Below are 14,420 nucleotides of genomic sequence, written 5' to 3'. Positions count from 1 at the left end.
TGCGGGATTCCGCTGTCAAAAAGATGAGAACCGTAAAATTAAACTGACATCGGATGCCGGGGATCTTTTTCGAAGAACAGGATATAGAAACCATTGAAGTTCAGGGGAACGTAAAGAAAAACATTATCATTCTCTCCTTCAATAACCAAACCGGCGATGCAGAACTGGACTGGCTGGAAAAAGGAATTATGGAAATGCTGATTTCAGATCTCTCCCAGTCCCGGCAGCTGGATGTGTCTCTATCATCGCAGGCGGAATCTGCATTGCGTTCCCTGAATGGCGAAACCGGGGTTGATTCCGCTGTCGGATTAAAGATCGCCCGTCAGTTGAATGCAGAAATGTACATTTTCGGCTCTTTTAAATTTGTAAAAGATTCTCTTTTATGCCAGGTCAAGTTATTAAATGCTAAAAACGGTCGGCTTTTGCAGACGATCCGGGAAAACAGCGCTAAACTTGAACATGTGCTGCTTATGGTTGATCGGATATCAAAACAGCTGCGCATCGGTCTTGAGGTCAATGCGCAGGATATGCCCGGTTCAGACCGCCGGCTGGTGGATGTGACCACATCATCCATTGAGGCTTATGAACAATACACGCTCGGAATCAAAGAGCGCGAACGTCTGAACCATGCCGCGGCGCGGCGGCATTTCAAACGCGCGGTTGAGCTGGATACCACGTTTGCTTCCGCGTATCTGCAGCTGGCGGAGCTGGGATTTGAAACGAATGATATGCGTTCATCACCCATAGACAAAGCCATTGAGTATATTGAAAAGACCACAGAGCGGGAGAGCCTTTACATCAGAGCCCATTATAATCTCAACCGTGGAAATTTTATCAAAGCCATTTCAATTTACGAAGAATTGACACATCTTTATCCCAAGGATGTACGCGCTCATTATGAGCTGGGCTCTTATTATTTCGGGGTGGGACGTGATTACGATAAAGCCATCCGTTCTTATGAAAGAGCGATCCAAATCAATCCCAACCATAAACTGGCGCACAACCAGCTGGCTTATTCTTATGCCGCCATCGGTGAACTGAAAAAGGCCTACAATGTTCTCGAAACCTATATTGACCTGGCCCCTAAAGATGCCAATCCTTATGACAGCTATGGCGAGGTTTTATGGCGTCAGGGAGAAATTGAACCGGCTGTTGAGCAGTTCAAAATTGCTCTGGAAAAAAATCCCGACTTTTTCCCGGCTGTCGACCATCTGATACGCGCCTATGTTGATCTGAATAAAACCAACAAGGCGGAACGAATTCTCAACCAGTATGTTGACAAATTTGATGACGATGGTTATCAGCAAAAGCTTATGTTTAACCGGGCCCTCATCAAAGTGAGTGAACAGGATGTGGAGGGCGCTGTAAAATATCTGGAAACTCTGGTGGATCAGAATGATCAGAATCTGCAGCCGCTGATCGCACTCTACTATCTTGATCCCCATAATCCCAAACTGTTTGAACAGCTTGACAACGAGATACGAAAACTTGAAAAGCGGTTGAAAAACTTTCAGGATTTTCAGAGATTATTTCAATCCGTATATCTGGGTCTGCTGCTGCAAAGCCACTATGAACCTCTGGCTCTTCTGATGCAGCAGTTTGTTGAGCAGCAAAAGGACGACTATCTGCTGCTGCCGGCGTCTTATTATCACTGGGTTCTCAAGGTATTAAACAGGCAAAAACCGCAGGATAGCGGAAAAATGTCCGAGTCGATGCCGGACCAGATGTCCTTTAATTACAGCAATTCGGTTCAGTGGGATGATTTTTGGCAGTTTTATTTCAAGGCTTTGCCCGTTGCGTTTGAACGCGATTATGTAAAACGTTCTTTTTTCAAAGACTGGCAAAAACATTCGGCTGAGCAGAACTTTTCCGAGTTTTATTTTATCACAGGCGTGGCGCTCGGTGTATGGGAAAAACAGCTGGGAAAGCATCAGCAGTATCGCAAAGAACTGCAACGTGTCGGTGCGCCGCTGGAATCCGACTGGCGGGTGATCGGGCCGTTCAGGATTACCATGGGCCTGCATCAGACGTTCTGGCCTGAAAATAATCCCATCGAAGAATGGATAGCAAAAGCGGATGCCAAAGGTACATTGGAAAAGCATGAGGATAGTATTCTGGACGGTTTTGTGAACCTGAAAGAAAGCACAGAGGCCCCTGTTAATTCCTGCGCCTATGCCTTGCTGAACATAAAGTCCAAAGCGTTCAAAAAAACGTTTATGCGATTCGGAACCAACGGCACACTCAAGGTCTGGCTGAATGACCGTTTTGTAATGACCAAAAATATTCGTGATCAGGCCTCACCGGATCAGTATATTGTGCCGGTGACGCTGCGCGAGGGAGATAACTGGTTGCTGGTTCGGGTTCAGGCTTTGGCTAAAGAGTATGGCTTTTACTTTAGAATAACAGATAATAATGGACTATATGACCCGGATGTAGAGTATGGAAGCGAAAATTAAATATGACAGCTAATTCTTTGGACAATCAATCCAGTTCCTTTTTCGCCGCGGTGGCGGGGAATATTGGTGTTGGAAAAACCACGCTGACGCGGCGTATTAGTCAGGAATTCGGTTTTGAACCCTATTATGAAAAAGTGATTAAAAACCCGTATTTGCAAGATTTTTATAGTGATATGCAGAGATGGTCATTTCATCTGCAGGTTTATTTTTTGTCGCAGCGCTTTAACGATCACCGCAGAATGATCCTGTCGCCGCGTCCCTGTGTGCAGGACAGGACAATCTATGAAGACGCAGAGATTTTTGCCGCTATTCTGCATAAGAATGGCAATATGACGGACCGTGATTATTCGAATTATCTCGAGCTGTTTTCATCCATGACGGATTTTTTACGCAAACCGGATTTGATCATTTACCTGAAAGCGTCGGTCTGGACACTGACCACCCGAATCCGCAAGCGCGGCCGGGACTATGAACGCAATATTTCTACAGAATATCTTTATGAACTGAATGACGCTTATAACAAATGGATCGCCCGGATCGAAAACGATTTTAATGTGCTGGTGATTAATGCAGACTCTTATGATTTTGAAGAAAACCGTGATTCCATGGACAGTATTCTCAAAACCATCAAAAATGAGATTGGGACAAAAACATGTCAGGTTTTAGGCCTGTAAACGAACCGCGAACGGTCACCTTGCTTACTGATTTTGGCGATCAGGATGCCTATGTTGGTATTCTTAAAGGTGTCATCAGCACGATCAATCCGGGGGTCCGCATGATCGACATTACGCACCGCATTCAGCAGGGCGATATCCGCTCGGCGTCGTTTGTTATCAATCAGGCGCATTCCTTTTTTCCGGAAGGGACAGTGCACCTGATGGTCGTCGATCCGGGCGTCGGAACCGACCGCCGTCCCATCGCGGTCCGCGCTGATTCTCAGTTCTGGGTGGCTCCGGATAACGGCGTGCTTGCGCATGTATACCGTCTGTATCCGAACGCCGAGGTGATTCATCTGGACCGGTCTGAATTCCGCTTAAAAACAGTCAGCAACACCTTTCACGGACGTGATATTTTTGCTCCGGCGGCAGCCTGGTTGTCAAACGGCGTTGATTTTCTAAGCATGGGAACACGAGTATCCGATTTCGATCGCGGCTATGCACCGAAACCGCAGTGCACCGATGATTCTATCCGCGGTGAAATTATCTATATCGACCATTTTGGCAACTGTGTCTCCAATCTACCGGGAACATGGCTGAAAGATAAACCGCTGGATTGCGTGCAGATGCAGGCATTGAGATGGAACCGGCTTGATCAAACCTACGGACATGTGAGCAGCGGTGAATCCCTGGTCTTGATCGGAAGTCACAAAAATTTGGAAATCGCTGTATGTAACGGGAACGCCGCCCGCCGGTTGAACGTTCATATGGGTGATCAGGTGAACGTGTATTTTAAAAAATGAGGTTTGTCATCGGAGAATATCCTTATCATCATATAGACTATAGTCTCCCGCGTTTTATTTCAGAGACCCGGCGACGCGAATTGCGCCGGGAACGTATAAAATCCGTGTCAGTTCATTCATTGCTGTTTGTGCTGACCGTTATATCCACCTATTTAATGGGAGGGGTTTGGTATGCATTGCCGGTGATTGTGATTCTTTTTTCGCACGAAATGGGTCACTATCTGATGTGCCGCAGGTATCGGGTGCCGGCCACTTTTCCTTTCTTTATCCCGTTCCCTTTTCTGAATCCCTTTGGTACTCTGGGCGCAGTGATCCGGATTCGCGGCATTATACCCAGTCGCAAAGCATTATTTGATATCGGTGTGGCCGGACCTTTGGCGGGTCTGGCGTTTACACTTCCGGCTTTGTATTTCGGCATTTCCATGTCGGATATTGTGCCGGCAACAGAAAATACCGACGCTGCGTTTTATTTGGGCGAATCGCTACTGTACAAAGGCATCAGTTATCTGACTCTGGGACCGATTTCCGACGGCTATGATGTGATGCTGCACCCTCTGGCCTACGCCGGCTGGGTGGGATTGTTTGTGACCGCGTTGAATCTTTTGCCAATCGGGCAGCTGGACGGGGGACATGTTTATTACAGTCTGTTCGGACGCCGCGGCAAAGCCGGCAGCATGATTTTTCTGGCCGCTCTCGGTGTTGCCGTGATCAATTATCCGGGCTGGGGACTGTTGTTCCTGATACTGCTCATCTGGGGACGCAAACATCCGCCGCCCGCTGATGATTCAACCCCGATTGATCTCAAACGGCGCTTGATTGCGGGTTTTGTTTTTATTATATTCATACTTTCCTTTATACCGGAACCCTTTAAACTGGGATAAATATATGCCCGTCCGTAAAAAGAAAACAAAGCCAAAGCCTAACTCACGTACCGGTGTCCTGATTGCTGTTCTGATTGTGTTGATCGCAGCCGAACTGACCTTTGATATTTTCGAAATTGCGGTCGGCAAAGTGATGCTGCTGACCAATTCGATCCGTCCCAAAACCGGGCGGTTGTGGGAAGAGGAGGAAAAAGATCAAAGCGGTATGATAGAGGTTGAAGGAATTGAGCAGCAGCAGCCGGAGGAAAATATGTCTTTTTATCGACTGGATGATTTGCTGGCTGCACTATCAATACGTCAATCCGTAACCATGAGTGCGGAAGAATTTAAAAGTTTTTACCGGACTCTGCCGGTACAGCAGTCCCGCACGCTGCTGGATCATCTGCAGTTTCTGAAACTGTCCCGCAACTCTGACTGGCATGCCGTGCATTTCAGCAAATCGAACGATCAGCTGGTCTCGGATTTTGTCGATGGATATGATAACCTCCTGCACGAAACGATTGTGACAATGCAGCAATTGTATCCCGGACAGAGCGCATCCGGTGCAAAACTTAAAGGCCTCTCCGAATTCAACGGCCGGGTGCTGACGGCTGAACAGTTTTACAACGCATTTGAACATCTGCCGCGCAGTTATCAGTCGCAGATCGTTAATGATCCCTATAAATTGGTGCAATGGGGCGATAACCTGACACATGTCGCGATCTCGCCTTTTGTTACCGAGCAGGGGGTCAAAGTGGTTTTTGAAGTGACGATAGACAATCAGAGCAAATTGTACGAGATGTTTGCTTCCGAGATTGCTGCCGGATATCTGATCCAAAACATCAACCAGTTGGACGATACTCTGGAACTGGAAAATCCAAAAGAGAAACCCCATGACCCATAAATCCTTACATATAGCCGGAAAAATTGTACTCTGGCTCGCAATTGTGGCCGCTGCTGCTGCATTTATCGCCGCGATGCGGCTGCCCCGCATACCGGATGATCTGGACAAAATTGCCCTGAACCGGCCCACACGCCTGTTCGACGATCAGGGTCGGCTGGTCAAAACCCTGTCCAATCGGCAGCCCGTATCTTTGGAACATATTTCTGAACAGTTTCTGCACGCAGTGCTGGCGCTGGAAGATCAGAATTTTGCTCGCATCATGGAATCAGCAAACGCGGACTCTTGCGTGCGGTTTTTCAAACCTGCGTTCCGGTCAGGTGGTACAGGGCGGCTCTACTATTACTCAACAGTTGTCCAAGAATTTATTTTTTACCTTTGAACGCTCTATTTTGAGAAAATTTCAGGAACTGTTTGTCACTCTGCAGATCGAACAGCAGTTCAGCAAAGACGCCATACTGGAGGCCTATGTGAATCAGATCGATTTTGGATCTGGTATTTATGGTATTGAACTGGCCTCGCAAACTTATTTTTCCAAACACGCCGACGAACTGACGCTGGCTGAAGCTTCCATGCTCGCCGGAATCCCGCCGCGTTGGCCGTCCCGCTACAATCCCTACCGGCATCCGGACGTGGCGCGTGAACGCCAGGCTTTTGTGCTCAAACGCATGGCCGAGGAAGGCTATATCAGCGAAGAAGAACGCCATAATGCACTGGAAAGTCAATTGGCATTTCGGCGAATGAATGATATGCACGGACATGCGGATTATTTCCTGGACCAGGTGATCCGGCGTGCCGGTGATGAACTGGGGCGGAACGCGGTCATGTACGGCGGACTAAATATTCAGACCAGTATGAACAGTTTCCTGGCAATACGCGGCCAGTCAGGCTGTACAGCAGGGACTGGCAGAACTGGATCGGCGTATGGGATTGTCGCCTTATTCTAAAGCAAGTTGGGAAGACAAGCTGAATTATCCCCAGGCAGCTCTGGTGGCGATTGATACCCAGACCGGAGCCGTCAAGGCGCTGGTGGGCGGACGCCGAGCTGGCGCCGGGCGCCATTTAACCGTGCTGTATCCGGCAACCGATCTCCCGGTTCTGCATTCAAAATGTTTACCTATCTCGCGGCGCTGGACCGCGGCGTGATCGATCCAACCACCGTAATTGTGGACGAACCGGTCTCTTTTGAAATCTATGATCAGGTGTGGGAACCTGAAAATTATGAACAGAGTTTTCACGGTCCCCTGATCGCAAAACAGGCCCTGGCAAAATCGGTGAATGTGGTGGCTGCCAAAATTATCGATAAAGTTTCACCTGAACAGGTGGTCAAATACGCCAAGAAAATGGGGATTACATCGGATTTGCAGCCGCATTATTCGCTGGCTCTGGGAGCCACCGGTGTGCGACCGTTGGATATGGCCGCTGCCTATTCAGTACTGGCGAACCAGGGTGTCTACAAACCAGCCTTATCTGGTGCGGGACGTGTTCACCCCCGAACAAAAACTGGCCTACAAACAAAAGACAAAAAGTCACCGCGTTGTGGACCCGCAAACCAGTTATGTAATGGTGGATATGCTGCGCGGCGTGATCGAACAGGGCACCGGCCGCGGTGTGCGCTCTGCGGGATTCCGGCGGCCCTGTGCCGGCAAAACCGGCACCACCAATGATTATCGGGATGCCTGGTTTATCGGATTTACTCCCCGACTCGTTTGCGCAGTGTGGGTGGGATATGATGACAATCGTCCCATGAAAACAAAATGGAACAGCGGTGTGACCGGAGCGGTGGCGGCCCTGCCCGTCTGGACGCGATTTATGAAACAGGCTATGCAGAATGAACCGTATACGGATTTCCCGATTCCGCCCGGTATTCAGTTTAAAAAAGTCGACGCGACAACCGGTGAACCGGTAACCCCGGAACAATCCGGCATGCCGGTTGCGGTTCGCATTAAAAAGAATTTATAGAGGGTGTATGAGCTCGTTTCATGTTGCAGGACTGGGTGAAGTACTCTGGGATGTGTACCCGGAGGGCCGCTATCCCGGCGGCGCTCCCGCTAATTTTTGTGCGCATGTCGCACAATACGGAATGAACAGCTGTTTGATCAGCCGGGTGGGCCGTGACCAGGCGGGCGAAGAATTGATCTCAAAAGTCGAAAAAATGTCTGTCGAAACTGAACCGGTACAGGTGGATGATGTCTATCCGACCGGTACAGTCAACGTCACTCTAAATGCCGACGGCGTGCCGTCTTTTACCTGTACCCGGGATGTGGCGTTTGATCATTTGCGCTGGGACGATTCATTAAAAACGCTGGCAACCCGATTGCATGGTGTGCTGTTTGGCACCCTGGCTCAACGCAATCCGGTTTCCCGAAGAACCATTCAGCGCTGTCTTGAAGAAATGGACGCGGCAGTAAAGCTGTTCGATGTCAATATCCGCGGCTGGGATAATACAGTCAAAGAAACGGTGCTGCAGTCTCTGCATTTATGCGATTGCGTAAAGATGAACGATGATGAACTCATGACACTAAAAACCGCTCTGGGTGCATCCGCGCAAAATGATATTGATTTTTTGGATGATTTCATCCATAAATTCAATTTGAAACTGGCCGCTGTCACCCGCGGCGGAGACGGCTGTTTGCTGATGACAGCCGATGATCAGATTGAACATCCCGGATTCCGGGTGAACGTTGTGGACACCACGGGCTCCGGCGATGCGTTTGCTGCGGGATTGATGATTTCTATGCTGGAAAGGCGGTCCCTGGCGGATACTGCGGAATTTTCAAATCGGCTGGGCGCGTTTGTGGCGACCCGGCGGGGCGCTGTGCCGGCATGGGCACTGGAGGAACTGGAATCATATGAGTAAAGCCAAACTGGAAATACAGTCTGTGATTGTGCTGCTGTTCGCACTGGTGGTCATCCTGGCGGTCCTGTTCCAAATGCAGCGTATTCTGCCGCAGCCGCCCGGGATTCTGAAACGTCTGCCTGCAGGGCGCCGTATTGCGGTCGTCGACAGCGCCTATGTGAATCTGCCGTTCCGGTTTCTCGTGCACGCGCCGCGGTCCGACTGGCAGATCATACCGGTCGATCATGACACACTGCTGGCGCAGACACGGGCGGATTCCGGACTGTATGACGAAATAACCTGGGTGGCGGAAATGCATCCGGACTCGAAACGGGACTCGCTTCGGACTCGTATCGGTGTGATTCACGTACCGGAAAAACCCGTACTCGAGTACAGTATTACACTGTTGAATGATCTCCTGAACCGATACGAAACTGCTCAGCGAGCCCGTGTGTTGCAGCGTGCAACGCCGGTGTCGCATACGCTTGCGGGCAGCTATTTTGCTGTACAGTTTCCGGATACCGAGCCGGCTGTGTGGGTCGTAACCTGTTTTCAGCGCAGCAAATCTTTGTACGTCGTCGAAACGAGAATTGCAGATCAGGCTTTTGCGTCCATGCGTCCGCTTGTGGTATCTTTGCCGAAGCGCTTTGTGGCCATCTCGGATATCACCCTGAACACCGGTAAATGATAATAAAACGGTCTGCAGGTACCCGTTGCAGACCGAAATGTCCCTGCCATGCATACTCTCTTACTATTCAGGCCGATTATGTCAGATCTTTAGAGTACAGGAACCTGATTTGTGCAGCGAGTGACAGAGGTTACCGCGTTTTTTTCTCAATGATTGTTCAAGATTAAAGGAGTGCGTTATGAGATGTTTCTTCATTATGATATTGCTTGTCTTGATGAACGCCGTCATGCTGGGAGCGGTGGATCAGCGTTTGTATGTGTCCAATTTACCTGTCAAAGATGCATTCCCTCTGACCGTTCAAAACCACTCCGCGCCACTGGTGATCAGTTCGAATGATTACAAAGGTGTTCTTACCATGGCCGGGCATTTGCAAACAGATATTGAACGGGTAACCGGAGTGAAACCCGGCCTGATTCAGGATGATCTGCCCGAAACTGGTCCGGTTGTTCTGATCGGGACTTTGGGACGGTGTCAGCACATCGATAAACTTGTGCGTGAAAACAAGATCAATGTCGCCGGCATTGCCGGCCGCTGGGATACATTTTTACTGCAGACAGTCAAACATCCGTTTCCGGGTATTGACCAGGCATTGGTTATTGCCGGCAGCAACAAGCGCGCTACGTTTTACGGCATGTTCGATCTCTCCGCACAGATCGGCGTGTCCCCCTGGAACTGGTGGGCTGACGTTCCGGTTGCGCATCAGGCCGCATTGTATGTACTGCCGGGGCGCCACACAGCAGGCACACCAGCTGTAAAATATCGTGGTATTTTTCTCAATGATGAGGAGCCGGCCCTGGGCCGCTGGGCCGTGGAAAATTTCGGCGGCTTTTATTCCGGTTTTTACGAAAAGCTTTTTCAGCTCATGCTGCGCCTGAAAGCCAATTACCTCTGGCCGGCCATGTGGTGGGCCAGTTTTAATACGGATGATCCGGTCAATCCTGAATTGGCGGACGAGTATGGTATCGTCATGGGAACCACTCATCATGAACCCATGAATCGTGCGCACGCGGAATGGCGCGCGACTGGAAAAGGCCCCTGGAATTATGAAAAGAATGGGCAGAGACTGCGTGAATTCTGGCGTCAAGGCATTGAACGCATGCATGATTATGAAACCATTGTCACTGTAGGCATGCGCGGCGACGGGGACAAGGCCATGTCCGATGAAACCAATATCGCCCTCCTGGAACGCATTGTAAAGGACCAGCGGCAGATTATTGAGGACGTGACCGGAAAAGACGCTGCCGAAACCCCGCAGTTGTGGGCTCTGTACAAGGAGGTCCAGGCCTATTACGATCAGGGCATGCGGGTTCCGGATGATGTCACTCTGTTGCTCTGTGATGACAATTGGGGGAATATCCGCAAACTGCCTAAATTGTCAGATGCACCGCGTTCCGGCGGTTATGGGATCTATTATCATTTTGATTATGTGGGCGGACCGCGAAACTATAAATGGCTGAACACCACCCAGATCGAACGGGTCTGGGAACAGATGCACCTGGCCTATGAATACGGGGTTGACCGCATCTGGCTGGTTAACGTCGGCGATTTAAAGCCCATGGAATTTCCCATTGAATTTTTTCTGGATTATGCCTGGGATCCGGGCGAATGGCCGGCGGAACGGCTGCCGGAGTATACACGCGAATGGGTGAAGAATCAATTCGGCCCGGATTATGCGCAACCGGTGGCGGAGATCATCGATGCCTATACCCAATTTAACAGCCGCCGCAAACCCGAACTCTTGTCCGCACAAACCTACAGTCTTCATCATTACTGCGAATTCGAACGTATTGTCGGTGACTATAATCAAATCGCAGAAAAAGCCCGGATGCTCTATAAAAAAATGCCGGCATCCATGCAGCCCGCGTTCTACCAACTGGTTCTGCATCCGGTCAAGGCCTGCGCTAATCTCAATGATATGTATTATACTGTTGGCCTGAATCGTCTCTACGCTGAACAGGGCAGAGCGCTGACCAATACGCTCGCAGAAAAAGTTCAAACTCTTTTTGCCAAAGATACGTCCCTGTCGTATTATTATAACAAGGAACTACTTGACGGCAAATGGAATAACATGATGAACCAGACCCATATCAGCTATACCTACTGGCAGCAGCCGGAAAAGGATGTGCCGCCCGAGGTTGAAACGCTTGATTTGCCGGAGCGCGCTGATCTGGGTGTCTCTGTTGCCGGAACCGATTCATGGAGCACAGGCTCGCGCAAGCTTGCACTGCCGGAATTCGATTCGGTGAACCGCCAGTCTTTTTATATCGAACTTTTTAATCGCGGCAGGCAACCCCTGGAATGCGTGATTGAAACACCACCCTGGATTTGTGTGACAGAATTTGAGAATCCGATCGAGACCCAGGAACGAGTATGGGTGATTATAGACTGGGAAAAAGTCCCGGAGGATGTGACAACGGGTCAAGTACTCGTAATTTGCGGAAAAAATTCTGTTCGAATAGACGCACCTGTCCGTTTCATTTCTAATGAGCAACGGCAAGAACTAGTATGGTTTTATTGAACGCAATGGTTCATGTATTGATCGAGGCTGCACATTTTTCACGTAAAATCGATATTGCACCGGTTCGCTGGCAGACTGTGCCGAACCTCGGGCGCACCGGTTCGGCAGTGACTCCGGTCCCGGTCACTGCGGATTCTCAAACACCCGGGAATGCCTGTCCGCGTCTCGAATATGATGTCGGTTTTTTACAGGCAGACAGCGTCGATATCCATGTCTATGTGTCACCCACCCTGCAGTTTCATAACAAGGGTCTGCGATATGGCGTGTCCATTGATGATCAAGAACCTCAAATCATTAATATCCATAATGATTTTGGATTTCGCGAATGGGAAGAGGCGGTGCGCCGAAATGTGATCCGCAATATATCCCGGCACCCGGTCTCCGGTCCCGGTGCCCATGTTGTGAAATTCTGGATGGTTGATCCCGCCGTGGTTTTACAAAAGATTGTGATCGATACCGGCGGATTGAAAGCCAGTTATCTGGGACCGCCGGAGAGCAAGTTTATCAGCTCCGAAAACGAATAAAAATTGTCCGGTTGGTTTTATACCCTATGATGATGGAAGCTTTACTGCTTTCACGCCTGCCATCATTCGAGGCAAAACCATACAGCAACAACAAGGAGACAAAGATGATCAATCAAACCAATTCCATACTGCACATCCTTTTGTCTGTTTTGTTTTTCCCGGTTTATTTTCAGCAAAAGTTTGTACAATTCAGCTGGGGACAGACAGACCCAATGGTGCTCATGCTGTTGAAACGTGTGTTTCTGCTGCTTCCGGTGCTGGCGCTCATTGCCGCCTGCTGGATCACGATTGCCGCATTTATCACTGTAATATTCCGCCATGACCGGCAGCGCTTTGTGGTCGCATTGGTGGTAACCTGGTGGGACCTGGGCAAGGCGATCGTGACATTTTGGGGCGGTATTTTGCGCTTTTTGTTCAGTTTTGTTTACTCGCTGATTGCTCTGCTCAAGGTGATTGTGGTTGGGCTCTGGTCCATCATTAAAGATCTGGTGCTGCTGCCATTTCGGCTGTTGTCCACAATCGGACGCGGTGTGGTCGGGTCCTCTGTGCCCTGGATCGCGGTTACCCTGACGCTGTTCTGGTGTATCATCGAAGCCACGATTTTTACCTATGTGATGACGCCGTTGGTGATTGACGCCTTTTCCAATATCACCGGTAGCATGCTGGCGGAAAATGCGATCCGTATTCCGCTGTTTATCTTTTTGTTTTTTATCGTGCTGGGAAGCTATGCCGTTCTGTCTACGTTTATGGAACAGACGAAAAAGAAAAACGTCTCTTCGCTCATCGGCATCGGAATGATTGAAATTGTTGTGCTTTTTGTAGAAGTGATATTCTTTTACCGTGAATTCGTCGCATCGTTGATTCCCTGGTTTGCCCAGTATTCGCCGGATTTTTCTCTGGGGATCTGGGGAACACTGGCTGTTTCCTGTTTTGTCTGGTTCAGTGTCCGCAGTTTGTCCTGGTTCCTGTTTGCCTCCTATGGAACGCCAACCCTCCTGCAGATCATTCAGGGCCGCGGTCTGGAACAGCAGACACAAAAGGAAGAACCCAAAAGTATATTCAACAGCACACCGGCATTTTCTCAAGTCTGCACGATGAAACCGACTGGATGCAGCAGCGCGGTGAATACCTGCTCAGTACCTTTGCTATTCCGCCGCTGCAGATTGTGGGAGCTGCTATCAACTTTTTAATTTTTCTGTTCACGGCTAAACATTTGTTCGATATCCCGTTTGAAACCTTGTCCGATATACAGCCTTCTAGTACATTGATTGACAAGGTCACCGTTGTTGAACCCGCAGAACAGGAAGAGTAAAAGGAGACTGGTATGATACGCAAACCCTTGTTGATGATGCTGCTGTTTGCTGTTTTTGCAATCAGCTGCGGCTGGTTTGAGACCGATGCAGAACCGCAACCGCGGCTCTCCATGTTTGTCGGTGTCGACATCAGCGGCTCCTTTGTAAAGGGAGACTATTTTGATGATGCTCTGAATTTTTTGTCTTATTATATTTACTGCCATCTGCATGCACTCGATGACCTAAAAGAACCCAATGTGCTGTTTGTCGGGGCCATCGGCGGTGCCCGGGAGGGAGAACCTAAAACGTTTTTCCCGATTCAGACATTCGAAAACAAAAGCATCGAGGAAATCCGTACACAGCTAAAAGAAATATTTCCCAAAGAAGGAATCAATCCGTATACGGATTACAACGCTTTTTTTGAACAAGTGGCGACAACCGTACGCAATCGCAATCTGCTGCTGCGCCCTATTTCTATCGTTATGCTGAGCGACGGCGTGCCGGATGTTGAATCTTCACAGGCGGCTGACTATGAAAGCATCGATTTAAGCCCGCTGGAAAAGCTGGCTCGCAGCATCACGGTGAGGTTGCTGTACACGGACGCCGCGACCGCTAAAAAATGGCAGACTCTGGTTTCGCGCCGGCGGGTGAAGATGTGGACCCAGGATGCCAAAGTAATGACATCCTGGAACGATGAAACAATTTTTGTTCCCAATCAACCGATTGAAGAACAAACTCGATTTTTTGAATGGCTGAAAGACAATGTGGATTTTGGTGTGCGTTCCGCTTTTTTAAGATAGGAGAAACTTTTATGAAAACGCAACAAAAACTCGGAATGAGCGCTGTACTCGCGGTGGTTGGGGGGTCGGCATTGTTTTGACGC

General features: G+C 49.4%; 15 protein-coding genes. All 15 read left to right on the top strand.

Annotated features, from left to right (window positions below; translation table 11 throughout):
* Nucleotides 1-53: 53 nt before the first annotated feature.
* The 15 genes from U5R06_14445 (at nucleotide 54) to U5R06_14375 (ending at nucleotide 14,337) form a co-directional block, all read left to right on the top strand.
* The gene (locus U5R06_14445) at nucleotides 54-2,456 is read left to right on the top strand and encodes a tetratricopeptide repeat protein (GenBank protein ID MDZ7723967.1); all 2,403 of its coding nucleotides are present in this window, start codon (nucleotides 54-56) and stop codon (nucleotides 2,454-2,456) included.
* Between the two features lie 2 nt (nucleotides 2,457-2,458).
* Nucleotides 2,459-3,130, top strand: coding sequence for a deoxynucleoside kinase (locus tag U5R06_14440; GenBank protein MDZ7723966.1), 672 nt, complete (start codon nucleotides 2,459-2,461; stop codon nucleotides 3,128-3,130).
* Nucleotides 3,109-3,915, top strand: a complete 807-nt coding sequence (locus tag U5R06_14435; GenBank protein MDZ7723965.1) for an SAM-dependent chlorinase/fluorinase — start codon at nucleotides 3,109-3,111, stop codon at nucleotides 3,913-3,915. Before U5R06_14440 ends, U5R06_14435 begins: the two co-directional genes overlap by 22 nt.
* Nucleotides 3,912-4,796 carry a site-2 protease family protein gene (locus U5R06_14430; protein MDZ7723964.1) on the top strand — a complete coding sequence of 295 codons (885 nt, stop codon included), beginning with the start codon at nucleotides 3,912-3,914 and terminating at the stop codon, nucleotides 4,794-4,796. Before U5R06_14435 ends, U5R06_14430 begins: the two co-directional genes overlap by 4 nt.
* A 4-nt stretch (nucleotides 4,797-4,800) precedes the next feature.
* The gene (locus U5R06_14425; GenBank protein MDZ7723963.1) at nucleotides 4,801-5,679 is read left to right on the top strand and encodes a hypothetical protein; all 879 of its coding nucleotides are present in this window, start codon (nucleotides 4,801-4,803) and stop codon (nucleotides 5,677-5,679) included.
* Nucleotides 5,669-6,058 (top strand): hypothetical protein, encoded by a 390-nt coding sequence (locus U5R06_14420; GenBank protein ID MDZ7723962.1) that lies wholly within the window; start codon nucleotides 5,669-5,671, stop codon nucleotides 6,056-6,058. The genes U5R06_14425 and U5R06_14420 overlap by 11 nt, the downstream gene beginning before the upstream one ends.
* Nucleotides 5,997-6,623, top strand: a complete 627-nt coding sequence (locus U5R06_14415; protein ID MDZ7723961.1) for a transglycosylase domain-containing protein — start codon at nucleotides 5,997-5,999, stop codon at nucleotides 6,621-6,623. The genes U5R06_14420 and U5R06_14415 overlap by 62 nt, the downstream gene beginning before the upstream one ends.
* Nucleotides 6,601-6,822: a hypothetical protein gene (locus tag U5R06_14410; GenBank protein MDZ7723960.1), complete on the top strand. Its 222-nt coding sequence runs from the start codon at nucleotides 6,601-6,603 to the stop codon at nucleotides 6,820-6,822. The genes U5R06_14415 and U5R06_14410 overlap by 23 nt, the downstream gene beginning before the upstream one ends.
* A gap of 252 nt (nucleotides 6,823-7,074) precedes the next feature.
* Entirely contained in the window at nucleotides 7,075-7,638 is a 564-nt protein-coding gene (locus U5R06_14405; protein ID MDZ7723959.1) for a penicillin-binding transpeptidase domain-containing protein, read from the top strand.
* Between the two features lie 7 nt (nucleotides 7,639-7,645).
* Nucleotides 7,646-8,536: a carbohydrate kinase gene (locus U5R06_14400; protein ID MDZ7723958.1), complete on the top strand. Its 891-nt coding sequence runs from the start codon at nucleotides 7,646-7,648 to the stop codon at nucleotides 8,534-8,536.
* Nucleotides 8,529-9,203, top strand: a complete 675-nt coding sequence (locus tag U5R06_14395; GenBank protein ID MDZ7723957.1) for a hypothetical protein — start codon at nucleotides 8,529-8,531, stop codon at nucleotides 9,201-9,203. The genes U5R06_14400 and U5R06_14395 overlap by 8 nt, the downstream gene beginning before the upstream one ends.
* A gap of 178 nt (nucleotides 9,204-9,381) precedes the next feature.
* Nucleotides 9,382-11,721, top strand: coding sequence for a glycosyl hydrolase 115 family protein (locus U5R06_14390; GenBank protein ID MDZ7723956.1), 2,340 nt, complete (start codon nucleotides 9,382-9,384; stop codon nucleotides 11,719-11,721).
* A complete protein-coding gene (locus U5R06_14385) occupies nucleotides 11,709-12,245 on the top strand; it encodes a hypothetical protein (GenBank protein MDZ7723955.1) in 537 nt (178 codons plus the stop codon). Before U5R06_14390 ends, U5R06_14385 begins: the two co-directional genes overlap by 13 nt.
* Nucleotides 12,246-12,349: 104 nt before the next feature.
* Nucleotides 12,350-13,435 carry a hypothetical protein gene (locus tag U5R06_14380; protein ID MDZ7723954.1) on the top strand — a complete coding sequence of 362 codons (1,086 nt, stop codon included), beginning with the start codon at nucleotides 12,350-12,352 and terminating at the stop codon, nucleotides 13,433-13,435.
* Between the two features lie 134 nt (nucleotides 13,436-13,569).
* A complete protein-coding gene (locus U5R06_14375) occupies nucleotides 13,570-14,337 on the top strand; it encodes a hypothetical protein (GenBank protein ID MDZ7723953.1) in 768 nt (255 codons plus the stop codon).
* Nucleotides 14,338-14,420: the final 83 nt, after the last annotated feature.

The sequence above is a fragment of the candidate division KSB1 bacterium genome (assembly GCA_034521575.1).
Classification (GTDB): domain Bacteria; phylum Zhuqueibacterota; class Zhuqueibacteria; order Residuimicrobiales; family Krinioviventaceae; genus JAXHMJ01.
This window is presented reverse-complemented; position numbering and strand designations above follow the sequence as displayed.